The sequence below is a fragment of the Streptomyces sp. NBC_00876 genome (assembly GCF_045207435.1).
GTDB lineage: Bacteria > Actinomycetota > Actinomycetes > Streptomycetales > Streptomycetaceae > Streptomyces.
Genome location: NZ_CP108800.1, coordinates 3,979,615 through 3,998,983, shown reverse-complemented (window position 1 = coordinate 3,998,983; position 19,369 = coordinate 3,979,615). Strand labels below are relative to the sequence as shown.

General features: G+C 71.2%; 21 protein-coding genes. 11 read left to right on the top strand and 10 right to left on the bottom strand.

The genetic code is table 11. The features are described 5' to 3' along the window. Nucleotides 1-50: 50 nt before the first annotated feature. The 4 genes from OG782_RS17525 to OG782_RS17510 form a co-directional block, all read right to left on the bottom strand. The gene (locus tag OG782_RS17525; RefSeq protein ID WP_406452011.1) at nt 51-650 is read right to left on the bottom strand and encodes a hypothetical protein; all 600 of its coding nucleotides are present in this window, start codon (nt 648-650) and stop codon (nt 51-53) included. Next, nucleotides 647-1,909, bottom strand: a complete 1,263-nt coding sequence (locus OG782_RS17520; RefSeq protein WP_406452009.1) for an MAB_1171c family putative transporter — start codon at nt 1,907-1,909, stop codon at nt 647-649. The genes OG782_RS17525 and OG782_RS17520 overlap by 4 nt, the downstream gene beginning before the upstream one ends. 80 nt (nt 1,910-1,989) lie before the next feature. After that, complete coding sequence (locus OG782_RS17515) at nt 1,990-2,550, bottom strand: toxin (RefSeq protein WP_406452007.1); 561 nt, start codon at nt 2,548-2,550, stop codon at nt 1,990-1,992. Nucleotides 2,551-2,552: 2 nt separating this feature from the next. Then, nucleotides 2,553-2,999 (bottom strand): hypothetical protein, encoded by a 447-nt coding sequence (locus OG782_RS17510; protein WP_406452005.1) that lies wholly within the window; start codon nt 2,997-2,999, stop codon nt 2,553-2,555. A gap of 637 nt (nt 3,000-3,636) precedes the next feature. On the opposite strand from OG782_RS17510, the gene OG782_RS17505 reads away from it, so the two are divergent. From OG782_RS17505 to OG782_RS17490, 4 genes are all read left to right on the top strand, one after another. Further along, nucleotides 3,637-3,984 (top strand): MerR family transcriptional regulator, encoded by a 348-nt coding sequence (locus tag OG782_RS17505; RefSeq protein WP_406452003.1) that lies wholly within the window; start codon nt 3,637-3,639, stop codon nt 3,982-3,984. A gap of 329 nt (nt 3,985-4,313) precedes the next feature. Continuing rightward, a complete protein-coding gene (locus OG782_RS17500; protein WP_015609674.1) occupies nt 4,314-4,517 on the top strand; it encodes a cold-shock protein in 204 nt (67 codons plus the stop codon). 424 nt (nt 4,518-4,941) lie between these two features. Next, a complete protein-coding gene (locus OG782_RS17495; protein ID WP_406452001.1) occupies nt 4,942-6,537 on the top strand; it encodes a DEAD/DEAH box helicase in 1,596 nt (531 codons plus the stop codon). 51 nt (nt 6,538-6,588) lie between these two features. Beyond that, a complete protein-coding gene (locus OG782_RS17490; RefSeq protein ID WP_406451999.1) occupies nt 6,589-6,900 on the top strand; it encodes an SCO5918 family protein in 312 nt (103 codons plus the stop codon). Between the two features lie 87 nt (nt 6,901-6,987). Here OG782_RS17490 and crcB (OG782_RS17485) read toward each other — a convergent pair whose 3' ends face one another. From crcB (OG782_RS17485) to crcB (OG782_RS17475), 3 genes are read right to left on the bottom strand one after another with little or no spacing between them, the layout of a single operon-like run. After that, nucleotides 6,988-7,362: a fluoride efflux transporter CrcB gene (crcB, locus tag OG782_RS17485; RefSeq protein WP_406451997.1), complete on the bottom strand. Its 375-nt coding sequence runs from the start codon at nt 7,360-7,362 to the stop codon at nt 6,988-6,990. Further along, nucleotides 7,359-7,712 (bottom strand): DUF190 domain-containing protein, encoded by a 354-nt coding sequence (locus tag OG782_RS17480; RefSeq protein ID WP_406451995.1) that lies wholly within the window; start codon nt 7,710-7,712, stop codon nt 7,359-7,361. Before OG782_RS17480 ends, crcB (OG782_RS17485) begins: the two co-directional genes overlap by 4 nt. Next, entirely contained in the window at nt 7,709-8,125 is a 417-nt protein-coding gene (gene crcB / locus OG782_RS17475; protein ID WP_406451993.1) for a fluoride efflux transporter CrcB, read from the bottom strand. The genes OG782_RS17480 and crcB (OG782_RS17475) overlap by 4 nt, the downstream gene beginning before the upstream one ends. Nucleotides 8,126-8,516: 391 nt before the next feature. Here crcB (OG782_RS17475) and OG782_RS17470 point away from each other — a divergent pair, with 391 nt between their 5' ends. The 6 genes from OG782_RS17470 to OG782_RS17445 all read left to right on the top strand — a co-directional run bounded on the left by OG782_RS17470 (nt 8,517) and on the right by OG782_RS17445 (nt 15,077). Next, complete coding sequence (locus tag OG782_RS17470; protein WP_406451991.1) at nt 8,517-9,254, top strand: polyprenol monophosphomannose synthase; 738 nt, start codon at nt 8,517-8,519, stop codon at nt 9,252-9,254. 114 nt (nt 9,255-9,368) lie between these two features. Next, complete coding sequence (locus tag OG782_RS17465; RefSeq protein ID WP_406451989.1) at nt 9,369-10,133, top strand: N-acetylmuramoyl-L-alanine amidase; 765 nt, start codon at nt 9,369-9,371, stop codon at nt 10,131-10,133. Between the two features lie 85 nt (nt 10,134-10,218). After that, nucleotides 10,219-10,839: a GNAT family N-acetyltransferase gene (locus tag OG782_RS17460; RefSeq protein ID WP_406451987.1), complete on the top strand. Its 621-nt coding sequence runs from the start codon at nt 10,219-10,221 to the stop codon at nt 10,837-10,839. A gap of 170 nt (nt 10,840-11,009) precedes the next feature. After that, on the top strand, nt 11,010-13,229 hold the full coding sequence (locus tag OG782_RS17455; protein ID WP_406451985.1) for an MMPL family transporter: 2,220 nt from the start codon (nt 11,010-11,012) through the stop codon (nt 13,227-13,229). Between the two features lie 5 nt (nt 13,230-13,234). Beyond that, nucleotides 13,235-14,422, top strand: a complete 1,188-nt coding sequence (locus tag OG782_RS17450; protein WP_406451983.1) for a sensor histidine kinase — start codon at nt 13,235-13,237, stop codon at nt 14,420-14,422. A gap of 1 nt (nt 14,423) precedes the next feature. Further along, on the top strand, nt 14,424-15,077 hold the full coding sequence (locus OG782_RS17445) for a response regulator (RefSeq protein ID WP_406451981.1): 654 nt from the start codon (nt 14,424-14,426) through the stop codon (nt 15,075-15,077). Between the two features lie 102 nt (nt 15,078-15,179). Here OG782_RS17445 and OG782_RS17440 read toward each other — a convergent pair whose 3' ends face one another. After that, nucleotides 15,180-15,518 carry a P-II family nitrogen regulator gene (locus tag OG782_RS17440; protein ID WP_406451979.1) on the bottom strand — a complete coding sequence of 113 codons (339 nt, stop codon included), beginning with the start codon at nt 15,516-15,518 and terminating at the stop codon, nt 15,180-15,182. Beyond that, nucleotides 15,515-16,837: an ammonium transporter gene (locus OG782_RS17435; RefSeq protein WP_406451977.1), complete on the bottom strand. Its 1,323-nt coding sequence runs from the start codon at nt 16,835-16,837 to the stop codon at nt 15,515-15,517. Before OG782_RS17435 ends, OG782_RS17440 begins: the two co-directional genes overlap by 4 nt. Nucleotides 16,838-17,126: 289 nt before the next feature. Here OG782_RS17435 and OG782_RS17430 point away from each other — a divergent pair, with 289 nt between their 5' ends. Further along, nucleotides 17,127-18,089 carry an SMP-30/gluconolactonase/LRE family protein gene (locus tag OG782_RS17430; protein WP_406451975.1) on the top strand — a complete coding sequence of 321 codons (963 nt, stop codon included), beginning with the start codon at nt 17,127-17,129 and terminating at the stop codon, nt 18,087-18,089. A 28-nt stretch (nt 18,090-18,117) separates the two neighbouring features. Here OG782_RS17430 and OG782_RS17425 read toward each other — a convergent pair whose 3' ends face one another. Beyond that, nucleotides 18,118-18,942, bottom strand: a complete 825-nt coding sequence (locus tag OG782_RS17425) for a sugar phosphate nucleotidyltransferase (protein ID WP_406451973.1) — start codon at nt 18,940-18,942, stop codon at nt 18,118-18,120. Between the last annotated feature and the right edge of the window lie 427 nt (nt 18,943-19,369).

Sequence of the window (19,369 nt, the reverse complement as noted above, 5' to 3'; positions counted from 1 at the left end):
ACCCCGCGGGCGGCGCGTTCAACGACGCCTCGCCCGCCCGCCGGACCCGCTCAGACGAACAGGAACACGCCCGCCGTCGCCGCGCCCAGCACCGTACCGGCGCTCACCTGGCCGACCGTGTGGTAGCCGAGCGCGACCCGGGACCAGCACACGGCGGCCGTCAAGACGTACCCGAGCAGCCACCACGGCGAGTGCGCCGCGGCGAGCAGAGCGACCACGCCCGAGGCGACCGAGGCGTCCACCGAGATCTTCCAGACCGTGTTGACGGCCAGCAGGACGACGGTCATCGCCCAGAGCCCGAGCATCGCGGCCAGGATTCCGGTGGGGGCGCCGCCCAGCAGCATGACCGCGGAACCGGCGCCGATGGAGCCGAGGATGACGAAGAAGATCGGGGCCCGCTTGGTCCGGTCGACGACATGGCGGTCGCCCCAGGTGCCGCGCCCGCGCTCCCACTCGATGTAGCCGGCCGGGACGATCCCGGCGCACAGGGCGCCGAGGAGCCCCCAGAGCAGCCCGGTCCAGTCGCCGGCCGCCGCCAGTCCGACGCCGGGCATGCCGGCCAGCAGGAGGTTGCGGGGCTGGAAGACGTCCGTCACCGTGCGCGCGGCGGAGTCCTCGCGGGCGGCCCCCGGTACGTCGGTGGTGCTCATGCCGGCTGCTCCTTGACCGTTGCCGATGATTCCAGGACCTGCCGGGCCCGTTGCGGGGTGACCGTGCGGTAGGCGGCGGCCACCCGGACCAGCCAGGCGACCTCTCCGTCCTGGTCGGTCGCGTGCTGGGTGCCGAAGGCCGCCGCGTCCCCGGCGGGCGCACCGGCGCTCCGGGCCGCGAGCGCCGCCCCGATCCAGTACGCGTCGGCGAGCGGCCCGGCCTGCTCCCGGCCGGTGCCCCCGTCCGCTGCGGCGGCGGCCTCGGAGGCGTCGAGCAGGGCGTCGGGCACGTAGTGGCGCAGCTTCTCCACCGCGTCGGCGATGTCCGCGGCCCATCGGTCGATCCGCAGGTCGGCCGGGGTGGAGAAGCGGGTCAGTTCGCGCAGCAGCGGAGCCGGGGGTTCGAAGGGCTGGTCGGGGAAGGCCGTCATCAGCTCGGACCAGAGCCCGTGCAGTTGCACCTGCGCCCGCCAGAGCTTCGCGCGGCGGCGGACGCCGCCCAGGGCGGGGATGGAGGCACCCACCGCGAAGAAGGCGAACAGGACGACCTGCGCGGCCTCGGTGATCTCGTCGAAGTCCAGCGCGAAGGCCTCGCTCGGCCGGTCGATGACGCTGACCCAGAGGAACAGTGTCCGGCTGACGGTGTAGCCGACCCCGATGAACATCGCGAACGTCATCATCGCGAGGCCCACCCGCAGATGGCGCACGCCGGCGCTCGCGGTGGCGAGCGCCCACTGGTAGGCGCAGACGGCGGAGGCGGCACCGAGGTAGAGGTAGAACACGCTCATGTACAGCGTCGCGCCCCACTGCCCGGCGTGGTCGGCGACGAAGCGGTCCGACGGCGTGGAGCGGTCGACGACCGTGAAGAACAGCACCGTCAGCAGCACGAGCGTGGCGACGGACGCCTTCGCCGCCACCTGCTGGATCAGCCGCGCGAACCGGACGTGTCGCGGGATGTCCCCGGCATCGGGGTACCGGCCGTAGATCGCGACGATGTAGCTGAGAATGGCCAGAATCGCGACGGTCGCCGTGTAGTGCTTGATCAGCACCGCGAGGTCGGTCACCACGCTGTCGTTGAGCCCGGTGCGCACGACGCGCGTCTTGGTCCACAGGGCGAGCGCGAAGCCCGCGTAACAACCCCACAGGGCCCGGCGGCGCCGGTCCTCCTCGTCGCCCCACAGGGCGGCCGGCATGCGCCACAGGGCGACGGCTGTCATCAGGCCGGCCACCAGATAGCCGGCGAGGTCGAGCGGGGTCACGGCAGAAGTCCTCGGGGGTGGGGTCGAAGGGTCGGGCGGGGCGGACGGCGCTCACGCCGCTGCACGCGGCGGTCGCGTCGCTACGTACGGCGGAACAGGCCCCGCCGGCGGTGGGCGACCGGGCGGGAGAGCGAGTTGGTGAGCCGCCCCACCATGTCATCGCTCGTCACGTCCCTCGCCATCCGGGGGATGAGCGAGGCGCCGAATTCGGCCATGCGTTCGTCATGGGTGTCGTACTGCGCGCGGGCCTGCACGGCGTCCGGGGTCAGCGGCGCGTCGGTGCCGATGACCCGGCTGATCAGAGAGGTGTCGAAGACGGGCAGCAGCCGCTGGAGCTGCTCCGCGTCCAGCGAGGTGCCGTGGTCGAACCACTCGTGGCACAGCTCGTGCAGGATGACGTGCTGCGTCTGGTACGCCGTCGGGCGCCGGCGGTAGAGCACGAAGCTGGTCCCGCCGGTCTTCAGGCGCAGCCCGCACGCGCCGTTGACGCGCGCCAGCCGGTCGGGCATCTCGTGCAGCACGATGGTGCGCCCGCGGGCCGCCTCCATGTTGGCCACCAGAGCGGCGACGGTGAAGGGTGAGGGCAGCGGGAGCCCGGCCAGCCCGGCCTCGCACTCCCTGCGCAACTCGCGCATGGACACGTTTAGGGCCTCTGTCCGCCGTCGGCCGGCGGCCGGCGGTCCTGGGCGTCCTGGAGCAGGGCGAGCGCGAACTGCAGCAGCTCCGACGGGAGCCCCTCCTCGTCCAGTCCGCGTCCGGCCAGTCCGCTGATCTCACCGGTCCGCCGCTTGGCCAGGAACTGAAGCCCCGCGACGACGTCGTCGACGACCTCGGACTCCTCCTTGAAGAAGCGCCAGTCCACGCCGAAGCCCAGACCGAGCGCCTTGAGGATCTCCTCGGAGGGCTGGGTGACCTTGCCGGCGAGGATGTTGGAGAAGTAGCTGTGGGAGAGGGACCCGCCGCGTTCCCTGACCAGGTCGGCGAAGACCCGTCCCGAGATCCTGCGGCCGGGGAAGGTCTTCTCGACCATGTACTCGACCTTCTGCCGCAACGTCCGCAGCTCCGGCGAGCGCTCTTCGCCGTTGTCCATCCGGCCCCCACGTTCACGTCCACCGCCCGGGCGTCTCTCCGGCGCCGCGCGGTGCTCGATTCGGTCAACGGGCTCGTACTGTAACCAACCCTGACGTGCCGTCCCCGGCGGGGACAACCGCGGCGGGACACCGTACGGGGGCGAATCCGAACATCTCTATGGGGAGCCCGGAGCGGGCTTGCGCAAATACTCTACGTCACTGTTAACTCGAAAAAACATGGACAGGGGACCACGAGGGGAGTCCCTTGTCCATGAGGCCGCCGGTGCGCCACCGTCCCGCGAACGGGGCCGGGCGCACATGGGTGTAGCCCTTCACGACGGGGGATGCGTGAAGGGCTACGCGTGCATTATGGCCCCTGGTCAGGCAGTCATCAACTGACCGGTCGGTCAGTGTCCTTACGGGCAGGCGCCCGGACTGCCGGGTCCCGGCAGTCCGGCGGGACCCGCGCCACGGGGTCCATGTCGGGGCGGGGCAGGGTCCGGAGGGTGGCCCGTACAGGGGTGCCGGACCGGCCGGAATCAGATTATTTCGCCCGTCCGGCCAGGGAAATCTGTCGCGGCTATGCTAGACACGATGGCTCGCACAATGAGAGTTTCTCGTTCGGTCAACGAAGTCAGCGATACGCGGCAGGTGCACATGCCCCCCGAAACCCCTCCGCAGGCCGCCGACCGTCTCGATGACGACGACTACCCCGCCTTCACCATGGGCCGTGCCGCGGAGATGATCGGCGCCACGCCCGGATTCCTCCGTGCGATCGGCGAGGCCAGGCTGATCACACCCCTGCGGTCGGAGGGCGGGCACCGCCGCTACTCCCGCTACCAGCTGCGCATCGCCGCCCGTGCCCGCGAACTGGTCGACGGCGGGGCGCCGATCGAGGCCGCGTGCCGCATCGTGATCCTGGAGGACCAGCTCGAGGAGGCGCTCCGGCTGAACGAGGAGCTGCGCCGCCCCGCCGCGGACTCCGACGGGCAGCCGGGCGGCTGAGCGCGGCGGACGGTCCGTGGAGCACTGTGTTCGGGGCCGGTGGATATCTATAGCGGCAAGCACAGAATTTGATGCAATGCGCGGTGAGGGTTTATGACACGCCGGGCGTGGCGTAATTAGTTGCCCTGCCTGCCCGCATTCATTGTGCTACTGTTGATCCCAGTTGCAGTTGTGGTTCCCAAAGACTCCAAGTGCTCTCCTCAGCTAAATGGGCTGATGGGTGCACTTTTGTATTTTCCGGTTCATTATCCGGATGGGGTAATCATCGCGGCGACGCGGGACTGGCACAGTGCGAGTCCCACGGGCTCTGCCCCAGAAGGAGATAAAACATGGCTACTGGCACCGTCAAGTGGTTCAACGCGGAAAAGGGCTTCGGCTTCATCGAGCAGGATGGTGGCGGCGCTGACGTCTTCGCCCACTACTCGAACATCGCCGCCAGCGGCTTCCGTGAGCTGCAGGAGGGCCAGAAGGTGAACTTCGACGTCACGCAGGGCCAGAAGGGCCCGCAGGCGGAGAACATCACCCCCGCGTGAACCTGATCGCACCGGCGCTCACGCGCTGAGATGCATCGCGCAGCTGGGGCCCGCACCTTGGGGTGCGGGCCCCAGCTCGTTGCTGTTCCGGGTCCGCCCCCCGTGCATGCCGTGCCGGTCTCACCGCCACGAGCCGCCGGGGAAGCGCACAGGACCCGCGTTTATCACCGTGCGGCGGACGATCCGCCATGGCTCCCGGACCACCGGTCCGCCGGAGCCCCGTGATGTGACCCGCAGGCCCGTTCCACAGGCCGGCTCGTCCCGTCATTGCGAAGCACCGGACCCGGTTCTACCGGGCCCGTATCGGCTCAAGACCGGCTGCCGGGCTTCGTTCACGTATGCCAACGGCCCGTTCTTGCGATTCTTGTGCCGCTCGTCGCGCAATGAATTCCTCGATACGCGCCATATCGAGGAAGGGTTCTGTATGAACCGCGACCGCACGACTCGCTCCAACGATCGTTTCTCCCGCACCCCCCGCAGCGGTGGTGCCACCGGTTCCGGCGGCTCCCGTTCGGGCGGCGGCTTCCGCTCGCAGGCCCCGGGCCGCCAGGGCGGCGGCCAGGGACGCTTCGGCGCCCCGGCCCAGCGCTCCGGTGGCTACGGACGCCGGCCCGCCGCCAAGCAGGGCGAGTTCGCCCTGCCGAAGACCATCACCCCCGCGCTGCCCCCCGTCGAGGCCTTCGCCGACCTCGACATGCCCGCGCCCCTGCTGTCGGCGCTCGCCACCGAGGGCGTCACGGTCCCGTTCCCGATCCAGGCGGCCACGCTGCCGAACTCGCTCGCCGGCCGTGACGTGCTGGGCCGCGGCCGCACCGGCTCGGGCAAGACGCTCGCCTTCGGTCTGGCCCTGCTGGCCCGTACCGCCGGACGACGCGCCGACTCCCGCCGTCCGCTGGCCCTGGTCCTCGTCCCCACCCGGGAACTGGCCCAGCAGGTCACCGACGCGCTCACCCCGTACGCCCGCTCGCTCAAGCTGCGGATGGCCACCGTCGTCGGCGGTATGTCGATCGGCCGGCAGTCCGCCGCCCTGCGCGGCGGGTCCGAGGTCGTCGTCGCCACTCCGGGCCGGCTCAAGGACCTGATCGAGCGCGGTGACTGCATCCTGGACCGGGTCTCCATCACCGTCCTGGACGAGGCCGACCAGATGGCCGACATGGGCTTCATGCCGCAGGTCACCGAGCTGCTCGACCAGGTGCAGCCGGAGGGCCAGCGGATGCTGTTCTCGGCCACCCTGGACCGTAACGTCGACCTGCTGGTCCGCCGCTACCTGCACGACCCGGTCGTCCACTCGGTCGACCCGGCCGCCGGTGCGGTGACGACGATGGAGCACCACGTGCTCTACGTCCGCGGCGCCGACAAGTACGCCACCACGACGGAGATCGCCGCCCGCGACGGCCGGGTGATCATGTTCCTGGACACCAAGCACGCCGTGGACAAGCTCACCGACCACCTGCTCAGCAGCGGTGTGCGGGCGGCGGCGCTGCACGGCGGCAAGTCCCAGCCGCAGCGCACCCGCACCCTGACCCGGTTCAAGACCGGACACGTCACGGTGCTGGTCGCCACCAACGTCGCGGCCCGCGGCATCCACGTCGACAACCTCGACCTGGTCGTCAACGTCGACCCGCCGAGCGACCACAAGGACTACCTGCACCGCGGCGGCCGCACCGCCCGGGCCGGCGAGTCCGGCAGTGTCGTCACGCTGGTGCTGCCCAACCAGCGCCGCGAGATGACGCGCCTGATGGCCGACGCCGGCATCACCCCGCAGGTCGCCGAGGTCCGCTCCGGCGAGGCCGAGCTGAGCCGGATCACCGGTGCGCAGGCCCCTTCGGGTGTGCCCGTCACCATCACCTCGCCGGCGTCCGAGCGTCCCAAGGGCGGCTCGTCGTCCCGCGGCCGGCGCAGCCGCCCGGCCCAGGCACGCCGCTCGTCCTCGTCCTCGACGGGGTCGTCCGCGTCGTCCTCCTCCCAGCCGCGGGGCGGCGGCGCGCCGCGTCACTCCTCCGGCAACCGCGCCGCCTGACCGACCCCCGCGTTCCCGTCCGGTTCCGCACCCCGACCCCGTTGAGGCACTATGCGCTGCGTCATCGCCCGTTTCCCGTTCGACCTGTTCAAGCACGAGGTCGAGGAATCGATGAAGGGCATCAAGCCCGAACCCGTCACCGGGGAATCGGTGATCATCAGCCGTCGTGTGTACCCGGTCAAGCAGGTGGGCGAAGTGATCACCCGGCAGGACCGCCGCGACTTCACGGCCGGTGAGGTGACCCGGGCGCTCTCGCGCCTCGGCTTCACCTGCCGGTCCGTCCCGGCCCCCGCCGCTCCGGTGGAGCTCAGCCCCATGGAGGCGGCATCGGCCGCGCTGGGAAGCCCGGGCCAGGACGCCTGAGCCGATCGGAACCACAGGTCATACGCCGGAGCCCGGCCTCCCTCGTCAGGGAGGCCGGGCTCCGGCGTATGACGTACGGGTGCCGGGTCAGGTCCAGAGCGCTTCGGCCAGCGTGACGCCGGCGAACACCGCGCCGGTCCCCGCGACCACGCTCGCCACCGCATTGGCCGCCGCGTAGAGGCGGGCACCGCCCTCGGCCAGCCGCAGCGTCTCGTAGCTGAACGTGGAGTACGTGGTCAGCGCCCCGCAGAGCCCCGTACCGAGCAGCAGCTGTACGTGCGAGGAGGCGGCGCCGGCCGCCACGGCGCCGGTCAGCGTGCCCAGCACCAGACAGCCGGTCACGTTCACCGTGAAGGTCCCCCACGGGAAGACGGTGTCGTGCCGGGCCTGCACCGCCCGGTCGGTCAGATACCGCAGCGGGGCGCCGGCCGCCGCCCCGATGATCACCAGCAGCCAGTTCACCGGGGTTCCCCCGTGCCGCTGCCGGGGCGGACGATCTCGCAGGCGTCCAGCGTGACCGGGCCGTCCCCGGTCAGCTCGGTGATCAGCGGCAGGAACGCGCGCACCTCGGCCTCCGGGGCCACGATCACCACCGCCACCGGAAGGTCCTCGCTCAGCGAGAGCAGCCGCTGGGTGTGGATCATCGACGAGGCGCCGAAGCCCTCGATCCCGCGGAACACACTCGCGCCAGGCAGCCCCGCCGCGTGCGCCCGGTGCACGATCTCCGTGTAGAGCGGGCGGTGGTGCCAGAGGTCGGCCTCGCCGACCAGGACGGTCAGCCTCAGGCCCGGTTCCGTTCCCGGTGTCGTCATGCCTGCCTCCACGCCAGTGCGCGGCGCGTCAGCCACACCGCGCTCCACACCGCCGCGAGGGCCGCGAGCAGTGTCACTCCGAGATAGACCAGACCGGTGCGGGTCCGGCCCCCGTCGACGAGCCGTTCGATGTCCACGGCGTACGTGGAGAAGGTGGTGAACCCGCCCAGCACTCCCGTACCGAAGAACGGCCGAACCAGCCGGTGGGCGGACCACACCTCGCTGATCACCACCATGAACACGCCGATCACCGCGCAGCCGGCCACGTTCACCACGAGCGTCGTCCAGGGGAACCCGCCGGGCGCGGTGGGCCACAGGAGCGAGGCCCCGTAGCGGGCGGACGCCCCGACGGCGCCGCCGAGCGCGACCACCGCGACGACGGCCGTCTGCGGGTTCCGGGTCTTCGTGGACACACGTCTCCTACCTGCCGGGCGCCCGCCGGACGCGGGTGCGCGCGTACGCAAGTAGGGACCGTTGGCGGCCGGTCCGGCCGCGGTTCGGGTACGGCGGGCCCCACCGCCGCGCAGCGACCGTCGCCGGTCCCTGCCGCCTTCAGGATATCGCCCGTGCCGTTGGCGGCGTTCAGGCATCGGCCCTGCTGCGGGACCGGGACCGGGGCCGTTTCCGGGGCGACGGGCAGAATGCGGAATTCCGTTTGTACGCGTGAATTCACCGGAAATCCCCTGTGCGTGTTGTGGGAGTGGTGCTGCCGGCATTGCCGATCTTGGGTGCTAGGCTCTCGCGGCCTTCCGCGTGAATGAGAAGTCCACGCGGACCCGGAGGAACGACGCGAGGGAATTACCCGTGGACAAGACGCCCCCGAGGATCGTGGTGGTCGTACCCACCTACAACGAGCGGACGAATCTGCCGGTCCTCGTCGGTCTGCTGAGCGACCTGGACCTGCCGGGCCTGCACGTCCTCGTGGTGGACGACAACTCGCCCGACGGCACGGGCGCGGTGGCCGACGGGCTCGCGCGGGACACCGGGGGCATGGTGGGTGTGCTGCACCGCAAGGAGAAGGACGGGCTCGGGCGGGCCTATGTGGCGGGGATGGCCCGTGCGCTCGCCGAGGACGCGGATGTGGTGATCCAGATGGACGCCGATCTCTCCCACCCGGCGTCCAGGGTTCCGGTCATGGTCGAGACGCTGCTGGCCGACGATGTCGCCGTGGTGATCGGTTCGCGCTATGTGGCGGGCGGTTCGCTCGCGACGGAGTGGCCGTGGCACCGCAAGGCACTGTCCGTCTGGGCGAATTTCTACGTCAACGCGATTCTGCGGCTGGGCGTGAAGGACGCCACCGCCGGATTCAAGGCGTGGCGGGCGTCGGCGCTGCACACGATCGACGTTCCCTCGGTGCGCAGCAACGGATATTCGTTCCAGGTGGAGATGAACCACCGCGCGGTCCGGCGTGGGCTGAGGATCGTGGAGGTGCCGATCCGGTTCGAGGAACGGGTCAGCGGCGAGTCGAAACTGGGTCTGCGGGTGCAGATCGAGTCCGCCCTCGCCCCGTGGAAGCTGCTGCTGGGGCGGCGCGGGCGCTGACACCGGCCGGGGATCCGGGCCGCGCCCCGGGGTGCCACCCCTGCCCCGAGCTGCTGTTTCACCCGATCGGCCACCGCATCTGCGGCCCGGGCGGCAAGGCCGCAGGGTGGTCCCATGTGGCCCCATCGAATCCTGCTGGGCGCCGCGGTCCTCCCGCTCACCCTGCTGATGCTGCGGGATGCCCCGGTGCCCCTCGTGCTGCCCGTACCGGCCGCTCCCGCTCACGAGCGACCGCGCGGCGGGGTGCCGCAGCCGGTGATCGTCAGCCGCGCGGCCTGGCACGCGGACGAGGGCATGGTCAGGGAGCGGGCGGTCTACACGGGCGCGGTGCGGGCGGTCTTCATCCATCACACGGGGGAGTCCAGCGACTACGACTGTGCGGACGTGCCGCGCATGCTGCGGGCGGTGGAGGAGGCCCACATCGAGGGCAACGGCTGGGACGACATCGGCTACAACTTCCTCGTCGACCGGTGCGGGACGATCTACGAAGGCCGGGCGGGCGGGATCGGGCGCGCGGTGCGCGGGGCGCACACCACGGGCTTCAACGCCGACAGCGTGGGCATAGCCGTGCTGGGCAACTACGGGCGCGGGGCCCAGGTGCCGCCGGTCGTCGTACGGGCCCTCGCGAAGGTGGCCGCGTGGAAGCTGCGGCCCGGGTCGGATCCGCGCGGCACGGTGCGGCTGGTCTCGACGAACGACGCGAGCAGGTACCCGAAGGGCAAGGCCGCCGTGCTGCACGTCATCTCGGGCCATCGCGACGCGTACCAGACCAACTGCCCGGGTGAGGCCCTGTACGGGGAGCTGCCCGCGATCCGGGCCGCCGCTGCGGCCCTGCGGGCGGCGCGGACGGGCACGGCGGACGCGGAGCCGCCCCGCTGAGTGCGCCGCTTTTCCGTCACTGCTGCCGATATTGCACTAGTGCATATCGATGTTCTGTCTAGTTCGAAGTGGGTTAGCATGCGGCATGCCTGCTACGACTCCGCTTCCCGTAACCCTGACCGGCCGCCACGTCCGCGTCGAGCCACTGGCCCCGGACCATCTCGACGACCTCTTCGCGGCCGGCGGCCACGACGAGGAGGTCTGGCGCTGGCAGGGCGGACCGGCTCCCCGTACTCCGGAGGAGCTCGGCGAGAAGCTCGCGGACGTGCTCGAGAAGGGGCGGCAGGGTGAGTACGCCCCGTTCGCCGTCGTCCACCGGGCGAGCGGCCGGGCGGTCGGCTGGACCGCGTACCTGGACATCGACGTGAGCAACGAGCGCCTGGAGATCGGTTCGACCTGGTACGGGCGGGCCCACTGGCGTTCGGCGGTCAACACCGAGACGAAGCTCCTCCTGCTCACCCACGCCTTCGAGGAACTGGGGATGGGGCGCGTCCAGTTGAAGACCGACCATCTCAACGAGCGTTCGCAGGCCGCGATCGCCCGCCTCGGTGCCCGGCGTGAGGGAGTGCTGCGCCGCCACCGACGCCGGCCCGACGGCACGTGGCGCGACACGGTCTACTTCTCGCTGCTCGCCGACGAATGGCCCGAGGCGAAGGCCCGCCTCGCCGCCCGCCTCGATCCCGCCTCCGAGCCGTCCTCGGTGTAGGCGGCCGTATCAGCCGTCCTCGGTGTAGGCGGCCGTATCCGGGCCGTCCTCGGTGTAGGCGGGGCCCGTACGGGGGAAGGCCCCCGGGCCCGTGTCCACCGACCGGTGGACACGGGGTTCCACCGGCCGGGGCTGCCGGGCGGGCGGGCCCGCGAACCAGCATGGACCGCATGAGAACGCGACCCGTACACATGGCCCGCTGGAGCGCCCGGCACCCCTGGCGCGCGATCGTCGGCTGGTTCGTCTTCGTGCTGCTGTGCCTCGGCGCGGGCATCACCGCGGGCAGCAACGCGGCCACCACCAAGGACTTCTGGGTCGGCGAGGCCGGCCACGCCGAGTCGATGGCCACCGACGGCGGCCTCCAGCGCCGGCCCACCGAACACATCCTGATCCGGGCCAGGTCCGGCCCCCTGGACACGGCACGTGCCACCGGGGCGGCCCGCGACCTCACCGCCCGGATGAACCGGCTCGCCGAGGTGGACAGCGTGGCGCCGCCCGTCCGCTCGAAGGACGGCACCGCCCTGCGGGTCGCCGTGGTCATGAAGGGCGCCGCACTCGACGCCAGGAAGAACGTCGTCCCGCTCCTGGACCGGACCGCGGAAGTGGCCGACGCCCACCCGGACCTGATCGTGGAGGAGACCGGGTCGCCGGCCATCAGCAAGGGCGTCAACGACCAGCGCGGCGAGGACCTCGCACTGTCCGAGCGCCTCTCCCTGCCGGTCACACTCGTCATCCTGCTGGTCGTGTTCGGCTCGGTGGTCATGGCCGGAGTGCCACTGCTGCTGGCGCTCTCCTCGATCGCCGCGACGATGGGCCTGGCCATGCTGGCCTCGCACCTGATGCCCGACCCGGGCGTCGGAACCAACATGATCCTGCTCATGGGCCTCGCGGTGGGTGTCGACTACACGCTCTTCCACCTCAAGCGCGAACGCGAGGAACGGGCCAGGGCGGCCGGACGGCTGAGCCCCGAGGCGCTGGTGGAGCTCGCGGCGGCGACGGCGGGCCGGGCCGTCGTGGTCTCCGGCCTCGCGGTGATCGTCTGCACCGCCACCCTCTACCTCGCCACGGACGTCATCTTCTCCTCGCTGGCGACCGGCACGATTCTCGTCGTCGCCGTGGCCGTGCTCAGCTCGCTCACCGTGCTGCCCGCGCTGCTGGTGAAGCTCGGCCACCGCACCGAGCGCCGCGCCGCGAAGAAGGCCGCCCGGCGGGCGAAGCGGGGTGTGCCGGCTGCCATGAAGCCCGTGAAGCCGGAGAACGGCCGGGTGTTCGGCGCCCTGATGCGCCCCGCGCAGCGCCATCCCGCGATCACCCTGTGCGTATCGGTCCTGGTCATGCTCGCCGTGGCGGCGCCCGCACTGGGCCTCAAGCTCATCGACCCGGGCAAGGACACCTTCTCCCGCTCCATCCCGGCCATGCGGGTCTACGACCGGCTGACCGCCGCCTACCCCGAACTCCTGGTCAAGCACGAGGTCGTGGTGCGTCTGGCGCCCGGCCGGGCGCCAGAGGCCGGGCGGGCGCTGACGGAACTCGGCCGGCGCGCCCAGGCGGACCCGCTCTTCGCCCGCACGGGGGAGCCCGTGGTGCGGACGTCCGCCGACGGCCGGATCAGCGTGCTGGAACTGGCGGTGCCGCACCCGGCGCCCTCCGACGAGGCGATCGCGTCGCTGGACCACCTGCGCCATCGCTACATCCCCGCCACGGTCGGTGAGTTGAGGGGCGTGGACGTGGCGGTCAGCGGTGACGTGGCCCGCGGTCAGGACTATGTGCACCACGAGCGGAGCAAGCTGCCGCTGGTGATCGGCTTCCTGCTGCTGCTCACCTTCGTGACCACCGCCGTGGCGTTCCGCTCCGTGGTCGTCGGCCTGCTCGGAGTCGTACTCAACCTGCTCTCCGCAGCAGCCGCGCTCGGCGCCCTCGTCGTGGTCTTCCAGGGCACCTGGGCGGAAGGACTGCTGGACTTCGACTCCCTCGGCGCCATCGCGTCCAGGGTGCCGCTCTTCCTCTTCGTGCTCCTGTTCGGCCTGTCGATGGACTACCAGGTCTTCGTCGTCAGCCGGATCAAGGAAGCCATGGACCACGGAATGACGGCCCGCGAAGCGGTACTCGACGGCATCGCCCGGTCGGCGAAGGTGGTGACGAGCGCGGCACTGGTGATGGTCACGATCTTCGCGGCCTTCGTCTTCCTGCACCTCACCGAGATGAAGCAGATGGGCTTCTGCCTGGCGGTGGCGGTCCTGCTCGACGCCGTGGTCATCCGGATGATGATCCTGCCGTCCGCGCTGCTGCTCCTCGGGGAGCGGGCCTGGCGGCCGCTGCGCCCCTCGCGCCGCAAGGCCGCCGGAACCCCGTCCGTTCCGGCTGCCCCGTCCGTCCCCCACGTAGGCTGACGGGCATGCTTCAACGGCCTCAGCGCGGTGACCCGTTCTGGATATGGGTGCTCCACGGTTGGGAGGGCCTGTCCTGGGCCCTGATCGCCCTCGTCATCCTGATCACCATGGTGGGCGGCACCCCGGCGGACCGGAAACTCGCCGTCCTCGCGCTGACGGCCGTGCTCGCGCTCTGCTACGCGCTGGTGCGCACGCGCCCCGGCGACCGGGTGCCGGGACCGTACGGCTATCTGTGCGTGCTCGTCGTGGTGCTGGGCGGCCTGGCGTACGCGGGCGACGGGTTCGGGGTGTTCTACACCGTGATGCTCACGCAGTTCATCGTCTACGCGGACAGCCCCCGGGGCGCGATCCTCTTCACCGGCCTCGGGGCTCTGGCCATCACGCTCGGCGGCAGTCTGCGGGAGGGTGGCGGGGCGGATGTGTTCCGGACCAACACCATCTCCTCCGCCGCCGTCTGGGCGGTGGCCGTCGTGATGGCGCTGCTGACGCCCAGGGCGCTGGCGCAGCGGGACGAACGAGCGGCGCTGCGCGCCGAGTTGAAGAGTACCCAGGTCGAACTGGCCGAGGTGTACCAGCGCCAGGGCGCCGCGGAGGAACGCGAACGGCTCGCCCGGGAGATCCACGACACCCTCGCCCAGGGCTTCGCCTCCATCATCGTGCTGGCCGAGGCCGCCAGGTCCCAGCTGGCCGTGGACGCCGAACGGAGCGCGCAGCAGCTGCAGTCCATCGAGCAGACGGCCCGGGAGAACCTCGCCGAGGCCCGGGTCCTGGTCGGCGCCGCCCCCAGCAGCGGAGTGGCGGCCGGGTCGGTGGCCACGACGCTCCGCCGCACCCTGGACCGCTTCACCGAGGACACCGGACTCGTGGTCACGGCGGAACTGGCGGACGTCGAGTGCGACCAGCCGGCCCGGATCGCCCTGCTGCGGTGCACGCAGGAGTCACTGGCCAACATCCGCAAGCACGCGGCGGCGACCACGGTCGGGGTCGTCCTGGCGTACGGGGCCGACGCCGTCGAACTGGAGATCACCGACGACGGCCGCGGGTTCGTCGTCGAGGACTCCCACGGCTTCGGCCTGGACGGCATGCGCCGCCGCCTCGCCGAGTTCGGCGGAGGCCTCACCGTCACCAGTTCGCTCGGCGACGGCACCCGCGTCCTGGCCACCATCCCTCTCGCCCTTGACGGTCAGGTCTGACATGACAGCCGAGACGACCACCCCGCCCCCGCTGCGGATCATCCTGGCCGACGACCACACGGTGATGCGTGCCGGACTCGTCGCGCTGCTGTCCTCGGAACCCACGGTCGAGATCGTCGGCGAGGCGGGCGACGGCCGCGAGGCGGTCCGGCTCGTCGAGCGGCTCCGGCCCGATGTGGCGCTGCTGGACCTGCGGATGCCCGTGCTGGACGGGGTGGGCGCCACCCTGGAGATCGTCGCGGGCGGGGCCGGGACCCGGGTGCTGATCCTGACCACGTACGACACCGACGCGGACATCGAACGGGGTGTGGAGGCGGGCGCCACCGGCTACCTGCTCAAGGACGCCACCCGCGACCAGCTGGTGGAGGCGATCCACTCGGCGTCGCGGGGGGAGACCGTACTGGCCCCGCGCGTCGCCCAGCGCCTGGTGGCCAGGATGCGCCGGCCGGCGCCCGTCACCCTGACCGGCCGCGAGTCGGAGGTGCTCCGGGCCGTCGCGGACGGGCTGTCGAACGCGGACATAGGCCGGCGGCTGTTCATCGGCGAGGCCACGGTGAAGACCCACCTCCTGCGCATCTTCGCCAAGCTCGACGTCAACGACCGCACGCGCGCGGTGGTGGTGGCGATGAACACGGGTCTGCTGCCGGGGCGTTAGGGCCCTGCCGGCACCGGCATCGGCACAGCCCTCCAGCGCCGAACCGGTACAGCTCCGGAGTGCCGAACGGGCACAACGCTCCAGCACCGAACCGGCACAGCTCTACAGCGCGTCGGGTCCGCGCTCGCCCGTGCGGACCCGCACCACCGTCTCCACGTGCTGCACCCACACCTTGCCGTCCCCGATCCGGTCGGTGCGGGCGGCACGCACGATCGCGTCGAGCACCGCCTCCTCGTCCGGATCGGCCACGACGACCTCGATCCGGACCTTGGGCACCAGGTCGACCCGGTACTCGGCGCCCCGGTACACCTCGGTGTGCCCGTGCTGACGCCCGTAACCGCTGGCCTCGGTGACGGTGAGCCCTTGCACGCCGAGTTCCCGCAGCACGGTCTTCACCTCGTCGAGACGGTGCGGTCTGACGATGGCGGTGATGAGCTTCATGGGGCGGAGTTCCTGTCCTTCGAGAGCGGCGACGGGCGGACCACGGCCTGCGGCGCGCCATGACCCAGGGCGCCGTGATCGTAGGCGCTCTCCGCGTGCAGCGTCTGGTCCAGGCCCGTGAGCTCCTCGTCCGCGGAGGCCCGCAGGCCCATGAACCGGTCGATCGCCTTGCCGATCCCGTACGTCATGAGGAACGTGTACGCCGCCACGGCGAGCACGGCGACGGCCTGCCGGGCCAACTGGCCGAGCCCGCCCCCGTAGAGCAGCCCCTCCGGACCGCCGGTCATCGTGGCGGTCGCGAACAGGCCGATGAGCAGGGTGCCGATGATGCCTCCGACGAAGTGCACGCCGACGACGTCCAGCGAGTCGTCGTAGTCGAGGCGGAACTTCCACGCGACGGCGTAGGAGCACACGATGCCCGCCGTGAGGCCGACCGCGGCTCCGCCCAGGATGCCGACCGTGCCGCACGCGGGCGTGATGGCGACCAGCCCGGCGACCGCGCCCGAGGCCGCGCCGAACGTGGTGGGGTGGCCGTCGCGCTTCTGCTCGACGAAGAGCCAGCCGAGCAGACCGGTGCAGCTGGCGACGAGCGTGTTGAGCATCGAGGCCGCAGCCAGTCCGTTGGCGCCGAGGGCGGAGCCGCCGTTGAAGCCGAGCCAGCCGAACCAGAGCAGACCGGCGCCGAGCATGACCATCGGCAGGCTGTGCGGGCGCATCGCGTCCTTCTTGAACCCGATGCGCGGCCCCACCACGAGGGCGAGGGCCAGCCCGGACGCCCCGGAGGCGATCTCGACCACCAGCCCGCCCGCGAAGTCCAGTGCGCCCAGCGAGTCCTTGATCCAGCCGCCGGGACCCCAGACCCAGTGCGCGACGGGGGCGTATACGAGCAGCGTCCACACCGGTACGAAGACCAGCCAGGCGGCGAACTTCGTACGGTCCGCGACGGCCCCGCTGATCAGCGCCGCCGTGACGATCGCGAAGGTGAGCTGGAACGTGCTGAACAGCAGGGTGGGGACGCTGCCGGTGAGGGCGCCGGGACCGATGTCCGCCATGCCCAGGTGGTGGAGGTTCCCGACGAGCCCGCCGAACGCGTCGTCACCGAAGGCCACTGAGTAGCCCACGACCAGCCAGACGACGGTGACCAGGGCGATCGACACGAAGCTCATCATCAGCATGTTGAGGACGCTCTTCGTACGGACCATGCCGCCGTAGAACAGCGCGAGTCCGGGAGTCATCAGCAGAACGAGTGCGGTGGCGGCGAGCAGCCAGGCGGTATCACCTGTGTCGAGGCCTGCCGCGGCCACGGTCACGGGGGTCACGGTGGGAGTCCCTCCTCGGGGCGGCGTGCGGTGGGGGCGACTGCGAGCGTGACCGGCCCGCGTTTCGTCGAGGGGACCCGTGTGTTTCCGCCGCATTTCATTGCGCGGGGGTTGCCGGGATCTCACCGCGGGACGCGGTGTGTCAGGCGGGGCCGGCCGGGCGGCGGGCGGCGCACGGTGGCGGGCGCCACCAGGACGGCCGCTTCTCCGGCTCGTCTTCCCATCCGGTTCCTGTCCGTAGATCATTCGATGTCTGTCGAAGGCGGTGTCTGCCGAAGGATGGAGTGCCATGAGCAGCGAGGGCCCCGGACTGTACGAACTCCTCGACGACCGGTTCCGGACCGGGCGGTGCATGAACGGTGACGACGCCCTCGAGGTCCTGTACACCGGCTGCCGGTGGGCCGAGGGGCCCGTCTACCTGCCCGCCTGGCGGCAGTTGGTCTGGAGCGACATCCCCAATGACCGGATGCTGCGCTGGGACGAGGAGACCGGAGCCGTGAGCGTCTTCCGCCGCTGCGCCGGGCACACGAACGGCAACACCCTCGACCGCGAGGGCCGGCTCATCACCTGCGAGCAGGGCAACCGCCGGGTGACGCGGACCGAGCACGACGGCACGGTCACGGTGCTGGCGGACCGCTGGCAGGACAAACGCCTGAACAGCCCGAACGACGCGGCGGTGAAGTCCGACGGCTCGATCTGGTTCTCCGACCCGGACTTCGGGATCACCAGCGACTACGAGGGCTATCGCGCGGAGAGCGAGATCGGCGCCAACAACGTCTACCGCATCGACCCGTGCACCGGCGAGGTGCGGCTCGTCGCCGACGGTTTCGGCGCACCGAACGGCCTGGTCTTCTCGGCCGACGAACAGCGGCTGTTCGTCTCCGACACCCGGGACGGCCTCATCCGCGTATTCGACGTGCGCGATGACGGAACGCTGTCGCACGGCGAGATCTTCGCCGAGGCGGGGGCCCGCAAGGAGGCCCGCTTCGACAACCTCCGGTTCGACGACGGCGGGCGGCTATGGGTCGCGGCGATGAACGACGGGGTGCACTGCTACGACCCCGACGGCACGCTGATCGGACGGCTCAACGTCCCCGAGGCGGTGGCCAACATCTCCTGGGGCGGCGCGAAGCGCAACCGCCTCTTCATCGCCGCGGAGACCAGCCTCTACTCGGTGGTCATGGGCGTCACGGGGCTGCACCCGACGGGACCGGGCCACAGGCCCTGGCTGGGCCAGGGCGCTTTCCGGTAACGCGCGGCGTCCCAGGCGATGTCCGGTCTCACACCTGCGCGGCCGCGTTGTTCGCGGCGAGCCATCCGGCGGTGTTGCCGCAGTCGTAGTACTGCCCGCGGACGGGATGGATGAGGACGTCGTGGTCGCGGGCGTACGCCGCGACGGCGTCGGTGGCCTGGTACTCGCCGTTGGCCGCCGGCTTCAGGCTGTCGAAGTACGGCACCGCGTCGCCCGGCAGCAGGGTGCGGCTGATGTTGATGTAGGCGGACGGCTGCCGGTACTCGGTGGGCTTCTCGACGATGGCGTCCAGCACCTGGTGCCCCTGGCCCGAGGTGCGGGGGCTGAGGATGCCGTACCGGTGTGCGTCGGCGCCGGGCACGGTGGCGGCGGCGACGGCGGCCGGGGTGCCGGCGGCGGTGCGCGCGGCCACGAGGTCGGCGAGGTCCGATCCGCCGTCGGTGCGGAGCAGGAGGTCGTCCCCCGCGAGGAGGAGGAAGTCGTCGCCGTCGATGAAGTCGCCCGCGATCATGGCGGGCAGGGCGGTGCCGTACCTCTCGTCGCGGGGCTGCTCGATGAAGGTGAAGTCGGCCTGGTCGTGCAGATGCGCGATGGCCTCGTACTTGGCCTGCCAGCCCCGGTCGGTGAAGTACTGCTTGAGGTCCAGATCCTGGGTGAAGTAGTGGCGGACCTGACGGCCGGTCTCCCCGGGTGCGGTGATGATCGCGATCCGGTCCGCGCCGGCGGCGAGGCAGTCGGCGACCGCGTACGCGACGACGGGCTCGTTGAGTACCGGGAGCATGCACTTGTTGATCGTCTTGGCGACCGGGAAGAAGCGGCTTCCCATGCCGGCGACGGCGACTACAGCCTTCACACGCGATCCTTCGAACGGAGGAGATTCGAGATCGGCCCGGGGTAACCCGTGGGCCGGCCCGTTGGTGATGGGACGGGACAGCCTACGGCGTCAAGGTTTGGCGCATGCGTAGTGCACAACACGCCGCGCGGTGAGGGGCCGGGTACGGCGGCTCGAGCGCGGCAGGAAACACGAGGCAGGAACGCGCGTTACGAGCACGCGCTATGAGCACGCGTCAGGAGCACGCGTCAGGAGCACGCGTTACGAGCACGCGCTACGAGCACGCGTCAGGAGCACGCGTCAGGCAACATGCGTCCAAGATCATGTGGCATTCCCCACAGCGAAATCGCGGCCGGTCAAAGCAACTGCGCCCTTTGATCTCTTTGTCTGGCCCGGGGCTGCGATTCCGGCCGGAACGGGTGAAGAATTCATGGCGGCCGGTCGTCGC